This window comes from Comamonas trifloxystrobinivorans, from assembly GCF_043359985.1.
Taxonomy (GTDB): Bacteria; Pseudomonadota; Gammaproteobacteria; order Burkholderiales; family Burkholderiaceae_C; genus Comamonas; species Comamonas trifloxystrobinivorans.
Genome location: NZ_JBHZGV010000012.1, coordinates 40,757 through 62,724 on the forward strand (window position 1 = coordinate 40,757; position 21,968 = coordinate 62,724).

General features: G+C 62.6%; 19 protein-coding genes. 3 read left to right on the plus strand and 16 right to left on the minus strand.

Features of this window, described 5'->3' with window-relative positions:
* Positions 1-35: 35 nt before the first annotated feature.
* Both ACFIQF_RS15655 and pyrF read right to left on the minus strand, forming a co-directional pair.
* Positions 36-593, minus strand: coding sequence for a 2TM domain-containing protein (locus ACFIQF_RS15655; RefSeq protein WP_393944256.1), 558 nt, complete (start codon positions 591-593; stop codon positions 36-38).
* 125 nt (positions 594-718) lie between these two features.
* On the minus strand, positions 719-1,546 hold the full coding sequence (gene pyrF, locus ACFIQF_RS15660) for an orotidine-5'-phosphate decarboxylase (RefSeq protein ID WP_393944258.1): 828 nt from the start codon (positions 1,544-1,546) through the stop codon (positions 719-721).
* A gap of 113 nt (positions 1,547-1,659) precedes the next feature.
* Between pyrF and ACFIQF_RS15665 the strand changes: the two genes are divergently transcribed.
* On the plus strand, positions 1,660-2,541 hold the full coding sequence (locus ACFIQF_RS15665; protein WP_393944260.1) for a DMT family transporter: 882 nt from the start codon (positions 1,660-1,662) through the stop codon (positions 2,539-2,541).
* 18 nt (positions 2,542-2,559) lie between these two features.
* Here ACFIQF_RS15665 and ACFIQF_RS15670 read toward each other — a convergent pair whose 3' ends face one another.
* The 9 genes from ACFIQF_RS15670 to def form a co-directional block, all read right to left on the minus strand.
* Positions 2,560-3,078, minus strand: coding sequence for a DUF2165 family protein (locus ACFIQF_RS15670; RefSeq protein WP_393944262.1), 519 nt, complete (start codon positions 3,076-3,078; stop codon positions 2,560-2,562).
* 362 nt (positions 3,079-3,440) lie between these two features.
* Positions 3,441-4,019, minus strand: coding sequence for a FlgO family outer membrane protein (locus tag ACFIQF_RS15675; RefSeq protein ID WP_393944264.1), 579 nt, complete (start codon positions 4,017-4,019; stop codon positions 3,441-3,443).
* On the minus strand, positions 4,016-4,666 hold the full coding sequence (locus tag ACFIQF_RS15680; protein WP_393944266.1) for a hypothetical protein: 651 nt from the start codon (positions 4,664-4,666) through the stop codon (positions 4,016-4,018). Before ACFIQF_RS15680 ends, ACFIQF_RS15675 begins: the two co-directional genes overlap by 4 nt.
* Before the next feature lie 188 nt (positions 4,667-4,854).
* The gene (locus ACFIQF_RS15685; RefSeq protein WP_393944268.1) at positions 4,855-6,048 is read right to left on the minus strand and encodes a phosphoglycerate kinase; all 1,194 of its coding nucleotides are present in this window, start codon (positions 6,046-6,048) and stop codon (positions 4,855-4,857) included.
* 198 nt (positions 6,049-6,246) lie between these two features.
* Positions 6,247-6,591 (minus strand): AzlD domain-containing protein, encoded by a 345-nt coding sequence (locus tag ACFIQF_RS15690; protein ID WP_393944270.1) that lies wholly within the window; start codon positions 6,589-6,591, stop codon positions 6,247-6,249.
* Entirely contained in the window at positions 6,588-7,412 is an 825-nt protein-coding gene (locus tag ACFIQF_RS15695) for an AzlC family ABC transporter permease (RefSeq protein WP_393944272.1), read from the minus strand. Before ACFIQF_RS15695 ends, ACFIQF_RS15690 begins: the two co-directional genes overlap by 4 nt.
* A complete protein-coding gene (gene fmt / locus ACFIQF_RS15700; RefSeq protein ID WP_393944273.1) occupies positions 7,409-8,395 on the minus strand; it encodes a methionyl-tRNA formyltransferase in 987 nt (328 codons plus the stop codon). The genes ACFIQF_RS15695 and fmt overlap by 4 nt, the downstream gene beginning before the upstream one ends.
* Before the next feature lie 84 nt (positions 8,396-8,479).
* Positions 8,480-8,992 (minus strand): hypothetical protein, encoded by a 513-nt coding sequence (locus ACFIQF_RS15705; protein WP_393944274.1) that lies wholly within the window; start codon positions 8,990-8,992, stop codon positions 8,480-8,482.
* A gap of 10 nt (positions 8,993-9,002) precedes the next feature.
* Complete coding sequence (gene def, locus ACFIQF_RS15710) at positions 9,003-9,524, minus strand: peptide deformylase (RefSeq protein ID WP_393944275.1); 522 nt, start codon at positions 9,522-9,524, stop codon at positions 9,003-9,005.
* A gap of 175 nt (positions 9,525-9,699) precedes the next feature.
* On the opposite strand from def, the gene ACFIQF_RS15715 reads away from it, so the two are divergent.
* On the plus strand, positions 9,700-10,923 hold the full coding sequence (locus tag ACFIQF_RS15715) for a LysM peptidoglycan-binding domain-containing protein (protein WP_393944276.1): 1,224 nt from the start codon (positions 9,700-9,702) through the stop codon (positions 10,921-10,923).
* Positions 10,924-10,953: 30 nt separating this feature from the next.
* Complete coding sequence (gene dprA, locus ACFIQF_RS15720) at positions 10,954-12,132, plus strand: DNA-processing protein DprA (protein WP_393944278.1); 1,179 nt, start codon at positions 10,954-10,956, stop codon at positions 12,130-12,132.
* A 34-nt stretch (positions 12,133-12,166) separates the two neighbouring features.
* Here the strand turns inward: dprA and ACFIQF_RS15725 are convergent, their stop codons facing one another.
* From ACFIQF_RS15725 to ACFIQF_RS15745, 5 genes are all read right to left on the minus strand, one after another.
* A complete protein-coding gene (locus tag ACFIQF_RS15725; protein WP_393944280.1) occupies positions 12,167-14,620 on the minus strand; it encodes a DUF1631 family protein in 2,454 nt (817 codons plus the stop codon).
* A 50-nt stretch (positions 14,621-14,670) separates the two neighbouring features.
* Entirely contained in the window at positions 14,671-15,621 is a 951-nt protein-coding gene (gene secF, locus ACFIQF_RS15730; RefSeq protein WP_393944281.1) for a protein translocase subunit SecF, read from the minus strand.
* A 14-nt stretch (positions 15,622-15,635) separates the two neighbouring features.
* Positions 15,636-17,528, minus strand: coding sequence for a protein translocase subunit SecD (secD, locus tag ACFIQF_RS15735; protein ID WP_393944282.1), 1,893 nt, complete (start codon positions 17,526-17,528; stop codon positions 15,636-15,638).
* A 71-nt stretch (positions 17,529-17,599) separates the two neighbouring features.
* Complete coding sequence (gene yajC / locus ACFIQF_RS15740) at positions 17,600-17,932, minus strand: preprotein translocase subunit YajC (protein WP_393944284.1); 333 nt, start codon at positions 17,930-17,932, stop codon at positions 17,600-17,602.
* 337 nt (positions 17,933-18,269) lie between these two features.
* The gene (locus ACFIQF_RS15745) at positions 18,270-21,869 is read right to left on the minus strand and encodes an indolepyruvate ferredoxin oxidoreductase family protein (RefSeq protein ID WP_393944285.1); all 3,600 of its coding nucleotides are present in this window, start codon (positions 21,867-21,869) and stop codon (positions 18,270-18,272) included.
* Positions 21,870-21,968 lie beyond the last annotated feature (99 nt).

Here is a 21,968-nt window from a genome sequence, read left to right on the forward strand (position 1 = left end):
GCACTGGCTAAGCCAGTGTCAGCTGCGGCGTAACGCTACAAAGGCCGGTTCAAGCGCTTTTCCACCTGTTTGCGCTCCCAGTCAGCCCCCAGCCAGGGGAACCAGTCAAACAGTGCGTTGGCCTGCATCAGCAAGCCCAGGCCCCAGCCCAAGGCAGGCCAGACAAACCACCAGTAGTGGCGCTGCGTGGAAGCATTGATGATGGCCAGCAAGCTGATGATCAAGGCATACAAGGCCAGCTGTCGGTAAAAGCGGCGCAGTTTGCGCACGTGGCGCATGGCCAGCCACTCTTCCTGCTGGCGCTGCTGGTCGCTGGCAGCGGGCGCGGCGGAGAGGGCAGAGTCTGGGAGTGAAGCGGCGGGTGCTGACACCGCCGCCGGGCTGGGCTCAAAAGAATCGTTGGAGGGCATGGCAGGAACTCCGCGTAGTTGCTGAAAGTCCACCTCAAAGACGGACGCCAACGACTTCCAGGATTCCACCGTGGCCTCTTTGCCCTGCTCGATGCGCTGGATGGTGCGCACACTCAAGCCACTCAGATCGGCCAGCTGTTGTTGAGACCAGCCGCGCTGCAAACGCAATTTTTGAACCAGCATGTATTGCTCCTGAAACATCGCCTGGGCAATGTGCCCGGTGGCGATGCTTTGCACCACGCCAGCATAGCGACTTTGGCACGACACGGGGCCGCCAGCCCGTGTCAGGAGTGCGCTGGTACGCTGCTTTACGCCTGCGCGGCAGCGTTCAGAACATCTCGCGTTTGCACGGCGGCAGCGCGGGCGGCCTGGGCAAAGTCCGCGCCCGACGACGCATACAGAATGGCGCGCGAGGAGTTGATGACGATGGGGCCGCCGCCGATGCGCGCTGCCTTGACGGTTGCCACGGCATCACCGCCCTGCGCACCCACGCCCGGAATCAGCAGTGGCAAGGTGGGCGCCACGGCGCGCACCCGCTCAATCTCGTGTGGGCGCGTTGCGCCCACCACCAGGCCGAGCTGGCCATTGGTGTTCCAAGGGCCTTGGGCCAGGCGGGCCACATGCTCGAACAAATGCGGGTTGCCGGGCAGATCGGCCATGCGCTGAGCCTGCAAGTCGTCGCCGCCGGGGTTGGAGGTGCGGCACAGCAGAAAAGCGCCTTTGCCGTGGTACTTGAGGTAAGGCGTGATCGAGTCAAAACCCATGAAGGGCGACAAAGTGACGGCATCGGCACCGTAGCGCTCGAAAGCCTCTTTGGCGTACTGCTCGGCGGTGGAGCCGATGTCACCGCGCTTGGCATCCAGGATCACCGGCACCTGCGGCGCCACGCGGCGCATGTGGGTCATGAGCTTCTCCAGCTGGTCTTCGGCACGGTGGGCGGCAAAGTAGGCGATCTGCGGCTTGAAGCTGTTGACCAGGTCGTGCGTGGCATCGACGATGGCGGCGCAGAAATCGTAGATTTTGCTGGCGTCACCTTGCATGGCGCCCGGGAAGCGGCTGGGCTCCGGATCCAGGCCCACGCACAGCAGGGAGTTGTTTTGGGTGGCTGCAGCGCGCAGCTGGTCGATAAAAAGCATGGCCGCCATTGTAAAAGTTTGGCGTCAGCCTCGCCCGCCATGGGCCTTGCCTGCGGCTGCGCTTTCGCGCAGCGGACTGCGGCGCCGGCCGGTTACCGCTACCATCGCAGCCCATGCCCACCCTGTCACGCCAACAACTGATCACCCTGACGCTGCTGACCTTGGTGTGGGGCTTGAACTGGCCGGTCATGAAGCTGGGGGTGCAGAACTTTCCGCCGCTGGCTTTCCGCGCCAGCGCCATGCTGCTGAGCGTGCCGATTCTGGCCGCCGTGCTGCTGGCGCGGAAAATTCCTTTCAGGCTGGAGCGCCGCTACTGGGGCCGGTTGCTGCTGTTGGGCTTTGTGAACATGGTGCTATGGAATGCGCTGATCATCGTGGCCCTTCCCCTGCTGCCCAGCGGGCGGGCGGCGATTCTGGGCTATACCATGCCTATTTTTTCAGCAGCGATAGGCGCCATTTTCTTCAGCGACCGCTTGCCGGCTCGCGCATGGGCCGGTGTGGCAGCTGCCGCCAGCGGCGTGTTGCTGCTGCTGTGGAACGAGATGGACAAGCTCGGCGGCAAGCCCACCGGCGTGGCGTTGATGCTGCTGGCCGCCGCCAGCTGGGCGCTGGGCACGCAGCTGATGCGCCGCATCCAGATCCCCGCACCCACGCTGACCTTGGCTTTCTGGATGACGGTGGAAACAGCCGTGTGCCTGGCCGTGCTGACCACCGCATTGGAGCGGCCGCAATGGCACGTACCCAACGCTGCCGCCTGGGGCGCAATCGCCTTCAACGCCATCTTGGTGATCGGCTTTGCGCAGGTGGCCTGGTTTTTTCTGGTGCGCACCCTGCCGCCGCTCGCCTCCACCCTGAGCGTGATGCTGATCCCCGTGCTGGGCGTTTTCAGCGGTGCCTGGTGGCTGGGCGAGGTGCTGCACTGGCAGGATTGGACAGCCGTGGCGCTGATGATGCTGGCCATCGCATCAGTGCTCTGGCCCAGCAAACGGGCCTGAGCCCGCGCCCACGCTAACTCAGCGGCTGGCCGTGCTGCTGCGCGCTTCGGTGCCGTCGTTGTCCATCGTCAGGTAGACCAGCACCAGCAACAAGGTGATGAAGAAGCGGAAGGCATCGGGCACGCCGTTCCATTGTTTGGACATCCACATGCCAAACCATTCGCCGCCCACCGACATGAAGGCCACCTGCCAGGTCAGGAAACCAAGCGTCAAGCCAGCAATCGCCCAAGATTTGACGGCACGGAATTCCGCATTACCCGCCCGGCGCGCTGCCAACAGTTTGCAGCCGCCTACCCAGCACAGAATGGCGGTGAGCGTCTCCAGCGTGATGATGCCGATATAGCCCGCGTGGTGCACCCACTCGGTCTCGATGGCGCGGTACATGATGCCGTTGCCCGGGAAGGTGGTGTCCATCAGAAACACATGGTGGACAAAGGCAAAGTTGGTGGCGTAATCGGTGATATTGCCAAAGGCAACGAGCGTGGCAAAGAAAGCCATGGCCAGCACCATGGCGGCCTTGGACAGACGAATAGTCATACGAGACTCCGAACAAAAGTAAAAAAGGGAGAGCGCGAGCGAACGCACGGCATGCGCAAAGTTGCGCAGCGCCAGGTTCGAAGCAAAGACACCAACCGGGTTGGCAAAGACAGCTGCAAGAGCAAAAAGGCGCGGAGATCGGGACTGGAACACCTGAAGCCAGCAGCGGGTTGGGGAAACACGCTGGCCGACTGGATCGAGGTCCGCGCCAGGAGGGCGGCGCGATTGTCCCATTGCCTGAATGGCGCTGTCAAACAAGGGCTATCCATTGGGCGCAGCACGGCGGCAGCGGCCAAAAGAAAAGCACTACCCAAAGGTAGTGCTTGGCAGGGCGCAGCGCCCTGGGGGCTTGGCAGCGTGGCTTAGCGCGAGGCGTTGACCAGACGGCTCACATCGCGGTCGTTGGGCAGCGCGTAATCGTAACCAGCCAAAATGCGGCTGTCTTCGGTGCGCACCAGCTTGAGGCTGACGTAAGTGAAGTTGGCTGCTGGCGAGAAGGTGCCCACCACCACCATCGAGGCGTTCTGGCTGCGGGCGATGTCGCGCATCTCACGCGAGAGCATCAGCTCGCCCGTGCCTTCGCGCACATAGATGTCGGTGCGCAGCTTGACTTCCTTGACGTGGAAACCACGGGCCACCATCTGGTTGGCGTAAATCTCGGAGAGCGTGCGACCCAGTGGCGACGAGGACGCCGTGTTGTTGACGTTGACCACCGTAGCCACCAGCACCGGGCCGGTACCGGTTGCCTGGGGCGACACGGCAGCGGTCAGCTTGTTGATGGCGTCCTGGCTGCTGGCCAGGAAATTGTTGGCGTCGGCCGACTGGTAGGTGGGTTCGGTGCGCACGGTGGTCACCGGTTGCTCGGGGCCATTGAGGGTGGTACAGCCCGTCACAGCGGCCAGCGACGCGAGCGCAGCAATAGAGGTGAGGCGCATCATCATTTGTTCACCACCTTCAGGTTGACGGCGCGATACGCCTCGCTCTTGGCGAACTGGCCGACGGTGGCGTTGTCCACGTAGTACACGTTGGACTTGCGGGCCACGTACTGGCCTTGGCGCAGCACGGTCGAGGTCAGCAGCACTTCGGAGTACGCAGGTGCGCCAGCGGCAGTGGCAGGCAGGTAATCGGCATCGCCGATCGTGGCGCCAAAGCCGTAGTAGCCGGTGCGGCCGTAGGCGTTGCCATCGGCGTTCCAGGCACCGTAGTGCTGCAGGTTGTGGTGCACCACCTTGGCGTCGTAGCTCAGCTCCAGCTGCTGGCCGGGCGTGTTGTAGACGGAGGCGCCGTTTTGCACCAGCTTGGTCACGACCAGGTCGTGGAACACGGCATCAAAGGCGCTCGCGTTTTGCGGCAAGGCCACGTACAGCGGCGTCTTGGCACTCAGGCCATTGCGCTCGAGCGTAGCCATGGTTTCTGCCACCACGTCGTTGGCCATCAGATCCCAATGGCCAGCCGCACGCACTTTCATTTGCGTGGGCTGCGTGAAGTTGGCGCCGTATGGAACCGGTGCGTCAACGACGGCGCAGCCTGTCAATGCGAGCACAGCGCCAGCCAGCGCTGCAGCTCCTATGGTCTTTTGCAATGCCATGTTTTCCCTCCTCGGAATTGGATTGTGGGCAGGCCCATCCCCGCCCAAGCTTGCGTCCATTGTTGTAGAGGTCGTAGCGCTAAGACAAGAAAAACGATCCAAAGCGCGAGCACAACACCGCATTTTGTTGTTTTTGCTCACACTTTGGCGTTGGCTTGGCGCCACCCTCCGCCCTCTATCGGTCGGCTTCAGCCGTTGGCGCGCTTTTCCAAAATCTCGAAAGCCGGCAGGGTTTTGCCTTCCAGCACTTCGAGGAAAGCGCCGCCACCGGTGGAAATATAGCCCACCTTGTCTTCGATACCGTATTTGGCGATGGCAGCGAGCGTATCGCCGCCGCCAGCAATGCTGAATGCGGGCGATTCGGCAATGGCCGCTGCAATGGTTTTGGTGCCGTTGGCGAACTGGTCGAACTCGAACACGCCGACCGGGCCGTTCCAGACGATGGTGCCCGCCTTCTTGAGCTGGGCGGCCAGCAAAGCGGCGGTTTCGGGGCCGATGTCCAGAATCATGTCGTCATCGGCCACTTCGGTGGCTTTTTTCACCGTAGCTGGCGCATCAGCGGCAAAGGTTTTGGCCACGACCACATCGCTGGGAATAGGCACATTGGCGCCGCGCGCGGCCATGGCTTCGATCACGGCCTTGGCTTCGCCCACCAGATCGGGCTCGGCCAGCGACTTGCCGATCTTCAGGCCCGCAGCCAGCATGAAGGTGTTGGCAATGCCGCCGCCGACGATGAGCTGGTCGACATTCTTGGCCAGGCTTTGCAAGATGGTGAGCTTGGTCGAGACCTTGGAGCCCGCCACAATGGCCGCCAGCGGGCGAGCCGGAGCGGCCAGCGCCTTGCTGATGGCGTCGATCTCGGCCGACAGCAGCGGGCCGGCGCAAGCCACCTTGGCATATTCAGCGATGCCGTAGGTGGTGCCTTCGGCGCGGTGGGCCGTGCCAAAAGCATCGTTCACGTAGATGTCGCACAGCTGGGCCATTTTCTGCGCCAGCTCGGCGTTGTTCTTTTTCTCGCCCTTGTTGACGCGGCAATTCTCCAGCAGCACGACCTGGCCGGGCTGCACGCTCACGCCGTCGACCCAGTTGGCCACCAGCGGCACTTCGCGGCCCAGCAGCTCGCCCATGCGCTTGGCCACCGGGGCCAGCGAGTCTTCGGGCTTGAATTCGCCTTCGGTGGGGCGGCCCAGGTGGCTGGTCACCATCACGGCAGCGCCGGCCTTCAAGGCCATTTCGATGGCGGGCACCGAGGCGCGCACGCGGGTGTCTTCGGTGATCTCGCCTGGGTCATTGAGCGGCACGTTCAGGTCCGAGCGGATAAAGACACGTTGGCCTTGCACCTTGCCTTGGGCGCAGAGATCGGAGAAGCGGAGGATGTTCATGGGTTTGCAGTAAGGACAGAGTCAAAAAACCGGTGCGTGGCGCTGCTCGCAGCCCGCGGTGGCGCCATTGTAGGGGCGGGCTTTTGCCCCAGGCAGGAAGCGCCGTTCTGCGCTGTCTGGCAGGCGCAAAAACTCTGCAAGAAACACCAATAAAAGCGTTGACAGACAAGCATCAATCGCTTTTATTTTTATAGCAAACTACCAACCCAGGCCAATATGCAGCGGCAGGTAGACCGCCATGCCGACCACGATGGTGCCCAGAATGCCGCGTTTCTTGAAGTAGTAGATGGTGGCGCAGACGACGGCCGGCAAGCGCGCATCGAGCAAGGTGGTGATCACATGGCCTTGGCTCATGAACACCTCGGGCGCAAGCACGGCCGTCAACGCCGCCAGGGGCGCATATTTGAGGCCGCGCTTGAGCCAGTCGGGCAGCGGCAACTCTTCTTTGGGTGCCATGAAAAATCCGCGCGTGATGATGGTGATCAGCATCAGGCCCAGCACCGCTGTCACCTGGTACAGCAGCTCCCAATCGTCGGCGCTCATCGCACGTGCTCCTCGCGCACCGGCACGGCACTGGTGCCATCATCAGGCTGCTCCGGGCCGGGCGAAGGCAGCGGCTGGCTTTTGGCCACCACCACAATCTTGGGTTTGCGGCCGCGCTGGTCTACCGCCTCGATCAGCAAACCGATCGTGACGGCGCAGGCAATGGCCACCAGGATATTGAGTTTGAGCGGCAGGGCAAAAGCAGCCACTGCAGCCGATGCCGCCACCAGCGCAGCCACCTTGGTGGCGCGGTCCATCAGCATCGAGTACAGCACGCCCAGCAAAGCCAGCACGCCGGCAAAGCCCAGGCCCCATTCAAGCGGCACGACGTTGGCCATCAAAATGCCGGCAATGGAGAAGCCCTGCCAGACCAGAAAGTTGGTGATCGATGCGCCCCAAAAGTAGTACACCTGCTGCGGCTTGGGCACCGGCGCGGTGTAGCGGCGCATGAAGGCGACAAAGATCACATCGCCACTGAAGAAGCCAATGCACAAGCGGTGCCACAGCGGCAGGTGGGCAAAGTAGCTGCGCCACATGCTCGACAAGATGACAAAGCGCAGGTTGACGCAGGCTGCGGTGAACCAGATCACCCACAAAGGCGCACCCGCGGCCAGCAAGGGCAAAACCGCCAATTGCGCGCTGCCGGCGTACACCGTCAACGAGGTGAAGATGGCAATCGGCACCGAGATACCGGCCTTGACCATGGCAACGCCGGTGACCAGCGCCCAGGCGGCAATGCCGACCGAGGTGCCCGACATGTCGACCACCCCGGCGCGAAAGCTCGGGTGCTGCATGGCGCGCTGGAGTTGCTGCAGGGTCATGCAGCCGCCGGTGGATGGCTGGATTCGCCCAAAATCTGGCCCGCCTGCAAGGCGTGACCACGCAGAAAATCAGCAGCTGCCAGGCGTTTGCCGCCTGGGCGCTGCAGCTCGGTAATACGCAGCGCGCCTTCACCGCAAGCCACCACCACGCCTGCATCTGTGGCAGACAAAATCTGGCCGGGCTGTGCATCTGCGGCGCGCGCAGCGCTGTCGATTTGCGCTACCCAGAGTTTGACCACTTCATCGCCGATGCGGGTGGAAGCGGCCGGGAAAGGGTTGAAGGCGCGAATGCGGCGGTCGATCTGCTCGGCGCTGTCGGCCCAGTTCACCGTGCTTTCGGCTTTTTCGATTTTGTGCGCATAAGTTACGCCCTCGGCAGGCTGCGGCGTGCGGCTCAGGCCGCCGCAAGCGCTCAGCTCCAGCGCCTCCACCACCATGCGGCCGCCCAGCTCGGCCAGCTTGTCGTGCAGGCTGGCCGTGGTGTCGGTGGCGGTAATGGGCAGGCGCTCGATCAGGCACATGTCGCCCGTGTCCAGGCCAATGTCCATCTGCATGATGGTGACGCCGGTTTGCGCATCACCCGCCTCGATGGCCCGGTGGATGGGCGCCGCGCCGCGCCAGCGCGGCAGCAGGCTGGCGTGGATGTTGAGGCAACCCTTGGCGGGCAAGTCCAGCACCCATTGCGGCAGGATCAAGCCGTAAGCGGCCACCACCATCACATCGGGCTGCACGGCCAGCAAGGCTTCGCGCGCAGCGGCGGCTTCCTCGGGGTATTTTCCATCCAGGCGCAAGCTGTGCGGCTGGCTGACGACAATGCCATGGGCTTGCGCGCATTGTTTGACGGGCGAAGCCTGCAGCTTCATGCCCCGGCCGGCCGGACGGTCGGGCTGGGTGAGCACCAGCGGCACCTCAAAACCTGCGGCCAGCAGCCGCTCCAATGCCACGCGGGCAAAGTCCGGCGTGCCGGCAAATACTACTTTCATGTCGTTGCTACTCTTTCGCCCGGGCGTTGCCGCCGGGCCGTCAGGCGCTCTCTGCCCGTACCAGGTGGGCAGCCTCGCCTTGCATCAATCCTTGGCGCGCGGTTCGGGCAGGGGCTCGTCCATGAACATCAGGCGTTGCACCACGCCTTGCGGATCGACGTGCACATGCGCAAAACGCTTGATGTTATTGTCCCAAAAGCGGTAGGTAAACACGCGGCCCTGGAAACTCGCCACCTGGGTGACTTCGGCCGGCGGGCCAAAATCTTGCAGCAGTTGGCGCTCGGTGTACTGGCCATTGCGAATGGCGCCAAAGTTATCGGCCGTCAGCACCTGCGTGTTCGATTGCAATTGGCCGTCGGCGGCAAAGCGCAGCTGGAAAGCCTCGCGCCCCATGGGCTGTGTGGAGTAAAGCCAGCGCTCGCCGCCATCGTCGAGCTTCAACACGCTATAGGGCGCGCCCAGCTTGGCCTGCACGGCTGCAGCAGAGGCGCCCGGCTTGAACTGCGACGGATAGGCGCAACCCGCCAAAACCAGGCAGGCAGCCACCGCCATACCCGCTGCGCCGCGGCGCATGTGGTGCAAAAGTGACGATGGCATTTGTGGCATATCAAGCCTTGGCGTCTGCCAGATCGCGCTTGTGCTGCTTGACCAGCTTGGTCTTGATGCGGTTGCGCTTGAGCGGCGAAAGGTATTCGACAAATACCTTGCCCATCAGGTGGTCCATCTCGTGCTGGATGCAGATGGCGAGCAGGCCTTCAGCGTCAATCTCGCGGCTTTCGCCTTTTTCATTGAGCGCGCGCACCTTGACGGCTACCGAGCGCTCCACGCCGTCGTAAATGCCGGGCACGGACAGGCAGCCCTCCTCGCCCAGCTGCTTCTCGTCGCTGGCCCAGAGGATTTCGGGATTGATGATGACCATGGGCTGGTCGCGCTCTTCGGACACGTCGATGACGATGACGCGCTCGTGCACATCGATCTGCGTGGCCGCCAGGCCGATGCCATTGGCGTCGTACATGGTCGCCAGCATGTCTTGCGTGAGCGTGCGGATACGGTCGTCCACCGCTGCCACAGGCTTGGCCACCTTGTGCAAACGGGGATCGGGATAGCAAAGAATCGGCAGAATTGGCATAGATTTGATCTGTGAATGTCGTTATTTTCGCCACTTTTGCTCGCCAATGCCTGCCCGGCTTGCAATAATCATTGATCGATCAAGGGCTTGGCCCGAGAATCAGAGGGAATTACAAACGATTGAAAGCTGGTCGGCGGCCACCGCCCACCAGTGTCTGTGAGGGAGTCACAAGGCAATGCCAGCATCCAAGCCACTGTCCAAACCACTGCGCAACACCGCCATCGCGGCCGCTCTGGCCTCGGTCTGTATCACCAGTTTCGCGGCCACGCCTGCGTCGCAGCTGCCGGTTACGGCGCAGCAGCGCAGCACCGCCCAGAAAGTAGCGTCGCAAGGCATCCCCGAGGGCGATCTGGCAGCCAATGCGCCCGACACCTACGTGGTCAAACGCGGCGACACGCTGTGGGACATCTCGCGCATGTTCCTCAAGCAGCCCTGGCGCTGGCCTGAGCTGTGGGGCATGAACCTGAAAAGCATTGCCAACCCGCACCTGATCTACCCTGGCCAAACCCTGTACCTGGAGCGCAAGGACGGCTTTGCCCGCCTGGTCACCTCTCGCAATGGCGAGGAAGAAGTGGTGCGCATCTCGCCGCGCGTGCGCAGCGAAAGCCTGTCTGGCTCGGCGCTGCCCGCTGTCAACCAGCGCCTGATCGAGGCCTTCCTGGTGGAGCCCGAAGTGCTGGCCGCCGGCGAAAGCGACAAAGCGCCGCGTCTGGTGGGCCTGGCCCAGCCAGATCGCCAGCTGATCACCACGGGCGACCGCATCTACGGCCGCTCGGCCGATGACCAGACCCTGGAGATGGGCGACGAGCGCCGGTTCTACCGCGTCTTCCGCAACGCGGTGCCGCTGAAAGACCCGGAGACGGGCAACATCCTCGGCTACGAAGCCCAGTACCTGGGCAAGGTACAGCTGGTCGCTGGCGAGCGCAAGGAAACCACGCTCGACATCAAGGGCAAGGCGCACACCGATCCGGTGCCAGCCACCCTGGAAGTGGTGTCGGTCAAGGAAGAAATCCGCGTGGGCGACCGCCTGCTGCCGCTGCCCGTGCTCAACGTGGCCAGCTACGTGCCGCATGCACCCGACGAAAGCCTGCAAGCCAGCGTCGTATCCATCTACGGCAGCAACTCGGTGGCTTACGCATCGCGCAACAATGTGATCTCGATCAACCGCGGCCAAGCCGATGGGGTGGAATTGGGCCATGTCTTCCGCCTGATGACCCGTGGCGCCCGCATACTGGACAAGACCGACCCTGGCAAGTCCGTGATCAAGCTGCCCAACGAACCCAATGGCTTGGCCATGGTGTTCCGCACCTTCGACAAGGTGTCCTACGCGCTGATTCTGGAAACCAAGGAGGGCGTGAAGATCGGCGACGCGCTGGTCTCGCCCGACTACCGACCCTGACCTTCGCGCACTCCCGTTGCGCAGTAGCTGATGACCGAACAAGAACTGCGCAACTGGATCCAGCTCACAGCCACGCCCAAGCTGGGCAACACCTCGATTCGCCGCCTGCTGGCCAGTTTTGGTTTGCCGGCGCAGATTCTGGCGCAGTCCAGCGAGGCGCTGCAAACCTGCATCAACAGTGCCCAGGCCAAGGCCTTGCTCCAGCCCAGCGAAGAGCTGCTGGCGCTGCAAGCCAGCACCTGGCAATGGCTGCAAGGCGCCACGCCGCCTTTGCGGCGCCACATCATTACGCTGGGCGACAGCGATTACCCGCCCTCCTTGCTGGAGACCGCCGATCCGCCCGTGCTGCTGTACATCACCGGCCACGAGCGCTGGTTTGACGAGCTTGGCCGCCTGCGTGCCTGGCCCGGCAAAGCCTTGGCCGTCGTGGGCAGCCGCAACCCCACGGCCCAAGGCGCCAGCAACGCCCACAGTTTTGCCAAAGCACTGGTCGCGCAAGGCATTTGCGTGGTTTCCGGCCTGGCCCTGGGCATTGATGCAGCCGCGCACCAGGGCGCTCTGGCCGCTGGCGAGCCGGGCCGTTTCCCGGCCACGCTGGCCGTGGTGGGCACCGGCATTGACCGCGTCTACCCCAAACAGCACCACGCGCTGGCGCGGCAGATCGCCGAGCAAGGCTGGATCGTGAGCGAATACCACCTGGGCACACCGCCGCTGGCGCAGAACTTTCCCAAACGCAACCGCCTGCTCTCGGGGCTGACGCTGGGCACGCTGGTGGTGGAGGCCGCGCCTGAATCGGGCTCGCTGGTCACCGCACGCATGGCCAGCGAACAAGGGCGCGAGGTGTTTGCCATTCCCGGCTCCATCCACTCGCCGCAAAGCAAGGGCTGCCATGCGCTGCTGCGCCAAGGCGCGAAGCTGGTGGAATCGGTGGAAGATATTCTGGAAGAGTTGCCGCGCCTGACCGTTGGCGGCAAAGCCGCTGTGGCCGCTGACGCATTGGCCGAGCAGCTTGAGCTGCCCGCTGAAGCCGCAACCGAAGCAGACGCCTTGCTGCAAGCCCTGGGTTTTGACCCGGTGGATCTGGATACGCTGTCTGCCCGCACCGGCTGGAGTATTGCCAGCCTGCAGATTCAGCTGCTGGAACAAGAACTGCAAGGCCAGGTGGCCCGCTTGCCCGGCGGCCTGTACCAACGCCTGGTCAGCGGCTGAGCCGACCTAAGAGCGTGCTTACGCTCTAACGGATTTATTGCAGCAAACGCTCGGGATTGGCCTCGATCTTGGCCAGCGCATCGCACGCTGCCCGGGCAGTAATGCCTTCCACATCGCGCGGCGCCAGCAAGCCTACCTGCAGGTAGTTGCCCATGCGACGCAGCTGGAACAAGAAATACTGGCCGCTGAGCGCCGCAAACAGATGCAGCTGCTTGTGCTGGCTGTGCCAGACGTACTGCACCTGCAGCGGGTTGCCGTTGTGGTCGAGCAAGAACCAGTTGCCGATAGCCAGGTTCTTGGCCCATTCCAGCACCTCGGGTTTCACCTCAACATCGTTGTCAGCGATGACGTTGACTGCGCTGGTGTCGATGCCCAGCATCAGCTCGATGTTCTCGGCGCTCAGCGGGTACTCGGGCGACACCACTTCGTCGAGCGCATCTTCGAGGTGCGCCAGACGCTCGGCCATGGCCTGGATGCGCTCGGGCGGGATCTCGTTGGTCTTGGCCAGGAAAGCACCGGCCACAATGTCCATCAGCTCCTTGACCATTTCGTCTTGGCGCTCACCAACCACGTTCGACAAGGTCAGGCCCTGGCGCAGCACCGTCTGCAGCAGTGGCAGCTGGCGGATGACCTTGGCGCGCTCTTCCTTGCTGGGCTTGGCCGAGGCCGACCACACCAGGTCCAGCGCGGCCTTTTTGAATTTTTGCGTGTTCTCGTGCTCGGCACCAAAGCGGATGGCCGACATGGCCAGCACATCGGACCACTGTTTGAACAGAAACTCGCGTATGTCCGAATCCACCGGCATGTCCAGCAGCATGTCGCGCAGCTGGATGGTGTACTGGATGGCCAGCGTTTCCTTTTGCTCCACCTGCTGCGCCAGGCTCACCAGCTCTTGCGCCTTGGGCGCTTGTTCGGTCAAGTTTTTCTCGAGGAATTTCTGGAACTCCTTGAGCACCAGCTGGAACACTCGGCTGCCGGTTTCCGGGTACTGCTCAATCACCTGCACCACGCGCTTGACCTCGGCCTCCAGCGCGGTGCCACTGAGCGCCGCCGCTTCAAAGCCCAGCACACAAGCGCCCATGCGGTCGATCAGCTGGCGCGCCGGGTGCTCGGTATCGTTGAAGAAAGCCGGCTCGGCCAAGGCCACACGCAACACCGGCACTTGCAAGCGGGCAAACCAGATGCGGATACCGGCCGGGATGCGGTCTTCGTTGAGGATGCTTTGGAACATCAAGGCGATGATCTCGATGATCGCCTTTTCTTCGTCGGACGTCGCAACCTGCTTGAGCGCCGACGACTGCTGGCGCACCGCCAGCGCCACCGGCGCCACGATCCGGCCCGGATCATTGCCGTATTCGGCTGCCGCAGTATGGAACCAGGCCGATTGGATCACCGTGGGCTGGCCCACCAAGGCCTGCTGCAAGGCGGGTGAAATCTGCCCTGCAACCACCGGAGCGCCTGCACCACCAGCGGCTCCTGCCGGGCCCGCAGCTGCAACACCACCAGCGCCGACAAAACCACCGCCAATTGCGCCTACCGCACCCATCGCACCGCCGGCAAAGCCTGCGCCGCCTGCAGCACCTTCACCGCCAGCAGCACCACCGCCCACTACGTGGCCAGCGATACCGCCTAAGAACCCCCGCAATTGCGCCAGCACACCACTGGCCTTTTGCTTGGCTGCGCCCATGGCTCCCCAGCCTGCACCGAGGTTGCCAACAGGAGCAGCTTGCAGCCCAGCAGCGCCCGAGCCTGCAGATGCCCCCATGGCACCGGCTGCGGTGCCACCAGAGGAATGTGAAGTGTGGGAAGCGGGGCTGGCATCCCCTTCGCTGCGCTTGATGCGGTTGCTGCGCAGGTCTTCTTCGGTGGCTGCGTTGTTTTCTTCGTAAAAACGCTCAATGCCCTCATAGGCCTTGCTTCCCAGTTGGCCCAGCTGTTCGAGCAGGCAGTCGCGCACCAGAACCAGCGTACCGCGCTCCCACTTGGCGTCTTCCCAGGCTTCGATCAGGCGCAGGCACCAGGTCTCAGGTCGCAGCACGTCGGTGGCCAGCAAATCCTGGCCTTCCAGAAACTGGGTGACGCGGCGCACACTGTCAAAACTGCTGCCCAGCATTTCCATCATTTGCGCCGTCAGGCGCGAGGCGATGATCTTGCCTTCCATGGCCTCGTCGGTCACCAGCTCGAAACTGGTCACTGGCACCGTGGCACGGGCAGCGGCCTCGTCGCCGGTCAGCAGGCTTTGGCGCAAACGCCGGTTGGCGGCGTCGAGCCATGCTTGGCGGTTCTCAAAATCCTTGGCGGCCGCCGTGAGCGCCAGATGCAGGTGGACCGAGTCATCCTCGGGCTTGGCCAGCATCTGGCCCACCTGTACTTGCAGTTGCACCACCACATCGGGCAAGCCGGCACACAGGCTGCCGACAAAGCGCAGGCGCGCTTGACGCGCCAGTTTTTTCTGCCAGATGCGCTGGTTCGAAGGTGCAACGGCCACAGGGTTCTCGTTAGGTGAGTTGTTGTATTGAGAAGCTTGTTATCGCCTGTTTATACCGTGGCTCCAGCGTTGGGGTCGTTGGGGTCGATCTCTTTCTTGGTCGACTTGACCAGGTCCTCTCGCTTCACGCCCAACCACATGGCAATCGCTGCCGCCACGAAAACTGACGAGTAGATACCGAAAAGGATACCGATAGTCAGCGCCAAAGCAAAGTAGTGCAGGCTCGGGCCGCCAAAAAAGAACATAGACAGCACCATGGCCTCGGTCGAGGCGTGGGTGATGATGGTTCGGCTCATGGTCGAGGTGATGGCGTGGTCGATCACCTCGTGCGTGTTGAGCTTGCGGAACTTGCGGAAGGCTTCACGAATCCGGTCAAAAATCACCACCGATTCGTTGACCGAGTAGCCCAGCACGGCCAACACCCCCGCCAGCACCGAGAGCGAGAACTCCCACTGGAAGAAGGCAAAAAAGCCCAGAATGATCACCACGTCGTGCATGTTGGCGATGGCCGCAGCCACGCCGAACTTCCACTCGAAGCGCATGGCCAGGTAGATCACGATGCCCAGCACCACCATGCCCAGCGCCATCAGGCCGCCGTGCACCAGCTCTTCGCCCACCGAAGGCCCGACGAACTCGCTGCGCAACAGGCTCACGCCCGGATCGGCGGCTTTGAGAGCCGCCATGACTTTTTCGCCTTGTTGCGTCGAAGTCACGCCTTTCTCGATCGGCAGGCGAATCATCACCCGGTCGGCGCTGCCAATGTTTTGCACCAGAATGTCCTGGTAGCCCAGCGCTGATACCTGGTCCCGGATCTTGCCAACGTCTGCCGGCTGCTCGTAAGCCACCTGCATCACCGTACCGCCGGTGAACTCCACCGACAGGTGCAGGCCGCGGGTGGTCAGAAAGAAGACCGCCAGGATGAAGGTGATGACCGAAATCGCGTTGAGCACCAACGCGTATTTCATGAACGGGATATCTTTTTTGATGCGGAAGAATTCCATTTGCTTCTTCCTCCTTAACGTTTGACGGACGCCACCGAGCGGTGGTCATCCCCCTCGGGTTTCCAGACTTGGCCAATGGACACGCTCTTGAGCTTCTTGCGCGAGCCATACCACAGGTTCACCAGGCCACGCGAGAAGAACACGGCCGAGAACATGCTGGTCAAAATACCGATGCAGTGCACCACGGCAAAGCCACGCACCGGGCCGGAGCCAAAGGCCAGCAAAGCCAGGCCGACGATCAGCGTCGTGACGTTGGAGTCCAAAATGGTGTGCCAGGCGTGTTCGTAGCCGGCATGAATGGCCGACTGCGGCGCAGCGCCTGCGCGCAACTCCTCTCGCACCCGTTCATTGATCAGCACGTTCGAGTCAATGGCCACACCAATGGCCAGCGCCATGGCGGCAATGCCCGGCAAGGTGAGCGTGGCTTGCAGCATGGACAGCACAGCCATCAGCAGCAGCAGGTTCACCACCAGTGCAATCGTCGAGATCACGCCGAACACCATGTAGTACAGACACATGAAGATGGCGATGGCGACAAAACCGCCCACCACACTCTTGATACCGGCTTCCACGTTTTCCTTGCCCATGCTCGGGCCGATGGTGTATTCCTCGATGATTTCCATCGGCGCGGCCAGCGAGCCGGCGCGCAGCAGCAGCGAGGTGTCGCTGGCTTCCTTGGTCGTCATGCGGCCCGAGATCTGCACGCGGCCACCGCCGATTTCGGAGCGAATCACCGGTGCGGTCACCACTTGGCCCTTGCCTTTTTCAAACAGCAGGATGGCCATGCGCTTGCCGATGTTTTCTTTGGTCACATCCTTGAAGATGGTCGCGCCCTTGCCATCCAAGGTCAGGTTCACGGTCGCTTCGTGCGTCTGGCTGTCAAAGCCGGGCTGGGCGTCGTTCAGGTTCTCGCCGGTCAGGATGACCTGCTTTTTCACCACGATCGGCTGGCCGTTCGGGTCGTTGTATTTTTCCGAGCCAAAGGGCACTGGGCCCGAGCCCATTTCGGCAGAGCGCGCTTCGGAGCTTTCGTCGACCATGCGAACTTCCAGCGTGGCGGTACGACCCAGAATATCCTTGGCCTGGGCCGGGTCCTGCACGCCAGGCAGCTGCACCACGATGCGGTCAGCGCCTTGCTGCTGGATCACGGGCTCAGCCACGCCAAGTTCGTTGATCCGGTTGTGCAAGGTGGTGATGTTCTGCTTGAGCGCCTGGTCCTGCACCGAGCGCAGCGACTCGGGCTTGATGTTGGCGCGCACCACAAAGGCGCCGCCAGCCTCGTTCACGCTGGCCTGCAGATCAGGCATGGTGTCGGCGATCAGGTTGCGTACCGTGGTGGCGGTGGCTTCGTCCTGCAGGCGCACTTCCAGCGACTGGCCGTCGCGGTTCACACCGCCATGGCGGATTTTCTTGTCGCGCAGAGCCAGGCGTACATCGCTGGTCAGCGTTTCAATGCGCTTGGTGATGGCTGCCTGCATGTCCACCTGCAAGGTGAAGTGCACGCCGCCGCGCAAGTCCAGGCCCAGGTACATGGGCTTGGCATGCAAGGCCGTGAGCCAGGCGGGCGAGCGCGAGATCAGGTTCAGCGCCACCACGTACGAGGGATCGGCCGGATCCGGGATCAGTGCTTTTTCCAGCACGCCCTTGGCTTTGAGCTGCTCGTCTTCCTTGTCAAAGCGCGCCCGGATCGAGCCGCCTTCCAAGGTGATGGCCAAGGGCTTGACATCGGCCTGCGCCAACAAGCTCTCGACACGCTTTTCCAAAGCGCTGTCCACGGCCACGGTGGCCTTGACCGAAGCCACCTGCACAGCAGGCGCTTCTCCAAAAAAGTTCGGCAGGGTGTAGATGATCCCCACCAGAAGCGCGACCACAATAATCGCATACTTCCAGACCGGATAACGGTTCATGATCGCGCTCTTACCTTACGCAAAATACAAGGCGCAGCACTTGCTGCGCCAGAGGCTGTCGAGACAGCGATTTACTTGAGCGTGCCCTTGGGCAGCACTTGCACCACAGCACCACGCTGCAGCTGAACCACCACGCCTTGGGCCAGTTCCACTTGCATGAATTGCTCGTCCAGGCTGACCACTCGGCCCACCAGACCACCCGAGGTGGCCACTTCGTCGCCCTTGGTGATCGCGTCGATCATCGCACGGTGCTCTTTCTGGCGCTTCATCTGAGGGCGAATCATCAGGAAATACAGCACCACAAACATCAGCACCAAAGGCAGCATGCTGGTCAGCGTCGAGGTCATGCCACCCGATGCGGCAGCGGCGGGTGCGGTCTGGGCAAAAGCAGAAGAGATAAACAAAGAAGGCTCCAAACGTAGGTGCAGGCCCTGCCATGATGAAAACCAAGGCCCAAAGACAAGCATTGTATGCGTGCCCTTTTGCCAACGACCAGGCAATACCTGCGGGTTCGCTGGTTTTTCTGGTTGTTTTCATGGAATTAAGCAGCTTTCATGCCAAAGCACCGGCAGATTGCACCATTGCTTTCCTCGGCTTTGTTTTGGGCCAGCATCCGTCCGGCCCGCCAGCAGCCTGCGTGTTACAAAAATGTCAGGGTCGCAGCAGACGATATCGCAGGCGAAAAAAAGCCGCTCCGAAGAGCGGCTTGCAAGGGAATAATGCCTGGTTCGCGGCGCGCGATCAAACCTTGGCAGGTTGGCGCACGGCCGCCGAGGCCGCCACCTCCGCCACCGCCTGCGGGTTGCGCCAGCGCTGCAGCAGCTCTTGCCACTTGGCACGGGCCGTCACCAGATGGCGCTCCTTCACATGGCCGTAGCCGCGGATGTCTTCGGGGATGCTGGCAATTTCTACCGCCAGTGCCAGGTTGCCCGCGTTCAGGCCGCGCAGCAGCTCTTCGATGCAGGCACGGTATTCCTGGATCAGGGCGCGTTCCATCTTGCGCTCTTCGGTGCGGCCAAAGATGTCCAGCGCGCCGCCGCGCAGACCCTTCAGGCTGGCCATCAGGCCAAAGGCCTTGCGCATCCAGGGGCCGTAAGCCTTTTTCACCAGCTCGCCCTTGTCGTTTTTGGCGGCGGTCAGCGGCGGGGCCAGGTGGTGCACGATCTTGTAATCACCTTCAAACATGTTGGCAATCTTGTCCGTGAACTCCTGGCTGGTGTGCAAGCGCGCCACTTCGTACTCGTCCTTGTACGCCATCAGCTTGAACAGGTAGCGCGCCACCGCTTGCGACAGGCGCGTGCTGATGCCCAGCTGCGCTTCGGCGGCGTGCACCTTGTTCACGAAAGTCTGGTAGTCCGCGGCGTAAGCAGCATCTTGGTAATCGGTCAGGAAAGCGACGCGCTTGGCCACCAGCTCTTCGAGCGAAGGTTTTTTCACCAGCTGGATGACTTGCTGCGCGGCAAACATGCTTTGCACTTGCTGCAGGTTGGCAGCGCACTGGCGGCCCCACTCGAAGGCGGCCTTGTTGTTGTCCACCTGTACGCCGTTCAGCTCCATGGCGCGCATCAGCGCGGCCAGCGACAGCGGTACGCGGCCCTTTTGCCAAGCGTAGCCCAGGATCAGCGGGTTGGTGTAGATGCTGTCGCCCAGCGCCTGGGTGGCGATGTGCTCGGCATCGAACATGCCCACGCCCTCTTGGCCCACGGCGGCCAGAATGGCGGCTTCACAGCTGGCCTCAGGGAACTGCCAATTGGGGTTGTGCACGAAAGCAGCTGTTGGCGTGTTGTGCGTGTTCAGCGCCACAAAGGTGCGGCCTTGCTGCATGGCAGCCAAGGTGGTCTTGGTGGCGGCCACGATCGGGTCGCAACCAATGATCAAGTCTGCCTTGGCGGTATCGACCTTGGTGGTGTAGATGGCGTCGGGCGAGTTGGCGATCTGGATGTGGCTCCAGGTGGAGCCGCCCTTTTGCGCCAGGCCGGCCGCATCTTGCGTGACCACGCCCTTGCCTTCCAGGTGCGCAGCCATGCCCAGCAGCGAGCCGATGGTGATCACGCCCGTACCGCCTACGCCGGCCACCACGATGCCCCAGGCCTGGCTGGCATTGGGCAGCAGCGGTTCAGGCAGAGCGGGCAGCTTGCTCAGGTCGCCCTTTTGCTCTTTCTTGGCCTTTTTCAGCTTGCCGCCTTCGACGGTGACAAAGCTCGGGCAGAAGCCGTTGACGCAAGAAAAATCCTTGTTGCAGGTGCTCTGGTTGATCTTGCGCTTGCGGCCAAACTCGGTCTCGACCGGCTCAACCGACAGGCAGTTCGACTTGACCGAGCAATCGCCGCAGCCTTCGCACACTGCCTCGTTGATGACCACGGTTTTGTCCGGCGTAGCCATGGTGCCGCGTTTGCGACGACGGCGCTTTTCGGTGGCGCAGGTCTGGTCGTAGATGATGGCCGTGGTGCCCGGAATCTCGCGGAACTCGCGCTGGATGCGGTCGAGCTCGTCGCGGTGGTGCACGGTGACGCCGGCGCCCAAGGCCACGCCATCGTATTTTTGCGGCTCGTCGGTCACGATCACCAGCTTTTTCACGCCTTCGGAGATGAGGCTGGTCATAATCTGCAGCACCGAATGGCCTTCGGGGCGCTCGCCCACGCGCTGGCCGCCGGTCATGGCTACCGCGTCGTTGTACAGCACCTTGTAGGTGATGTTGACGCCGGCGGCAATGCTTTGGCGAATGGCCAGCAAACCGCTGTGGAAGTAGGTGCCGTCGCCCAGGTTCGAGAAGATGTGCTTGTCGGTGGTGAACGGCGCCTGGCCGACCCAGGTGACGCCTTCGCCGCCCATCTGCGTGAAGGTGCTGGTGTTGCGGTCCGGCATCCAGTTGACCATGTAGTGGCAGCCAATGCCGGCCACGGCGCGGCTGCCTTCGGGCACGCGGGTGCTGGTGTTGTGCGGACAGCCGCTGCAGAACCAGGGCAGGCGGTCGCCGCTGTCCTGCTTGAGCTCGATCAGACCCCTCTCACGCGCGGCAATCACTTCCAGGCGCGCATCCATGCGGCGCACGATATCGTCGGGCACGCCCAGCTTCTTGAGGCGCTTGGCAATGGCCTGCGCAATGATAGCCGGCGTCAGATCGGCCTTCGGGCGCAGCAGCCAGTGCGCGCTGGGGTTGGGCACCGACCATTCGCCGCCGGAATTGTCGCCGTCGATCTCGTCGAACTTGCCCAGCACGTTCGGGCGCACGTCCGAGCGCCAGTTGTACAGCTCTTCCTTGAGCTGGTATTCGATGACCTGGCGCTTTTCCTCGACCACCAGAATCTCTTGCAGACCCATGGCGAAATCACGCGTGATCGATGCTTCCAGCGGCCAGACCACATTGACCTTGTGCAGGCGAATGCCGAGCTGGTTGCAAGTTGCCTCGTCCAAGCCCAGATCAATCAGCGCCTGGCGCGTGTCGTTATAGGCCTTGCCGCTGGAGATGATGCCAAAGCGGTCTTGCGGCGTGGCGATGACGTTGTAGTTGAGTTTGTTAGCGCGGATGTACGCCAGCGCGGCGTACCACTTGTAATCCATCAGGCGCGCCTCTTGCTCCAGCGGCGCGTCGGGCCAGCGAATGTGCAAGCCGCCGGGCGGCATGACAAAGTCTTCCGGCGTGATGATGTTGACGCGGTCCGGATCGACCGAGATGGAGGCCGAGGATTCCACGATCTCCTGGATCGTCTTCATGCCCGACCACACGCCCGAGAAGCGGCTCAGCGCGAACGCGTGCAAGCCCATGTCCAGAATGTCCTGCACGCTGGAGGGGAAGAACACCGGCGAGCCCGTGGCCTTGAAGATGTGGTCGCTCTGGTGCGCAGCAGTGGAAGATTTGCTGATGTGGTCATCACCGGCCAGCGCAATCACACCGCCGTACTTGGAGGTGCCCGCCATATTGGCGTGCTTGAACACGTCCACGCTGCGGTCTACACCCGGGCCCTTGCCGTACCAGATGCCAAAAACGCCGTCGAACTTTTTGCTCTGCGGATACAGATCGAGCTGCTGCGTGCCCCAGACGGCCGTGGCGCCCAGCTCTTCGTTCACGCCAGGCTGGAACTCGATGTTGTTCTCTTTGAGGTACTTCTTGGCCGCCCAGAGCGCCTGGTCGTAGCCGCCGAGCGGCGAGCCACGGTAGCCGCTGATGAAGCCGGCCGTGTTCAGGCCCTGCAAAGCATCGCGCTGGCGCTGCAGCATGGGCAGGCGTACGAGGGCTTGCACGCCGCTCATAAAGGCCCGACCGTGGTCCAGGGCGTATTTGTCGTCGAGGCTTACCGTCTCCAGAGCCTTGCGGATGGACTCGGGCAGTGATGCATTCATCGTGTTGTCTCCTGTTGGAGCAACCCGGTCAGGGCTTGTGGCCGATCCGGGTCTGTGGGGGTTTTTTATAGATGCCGGCGCCAAGGCCGGCGGCGCGGC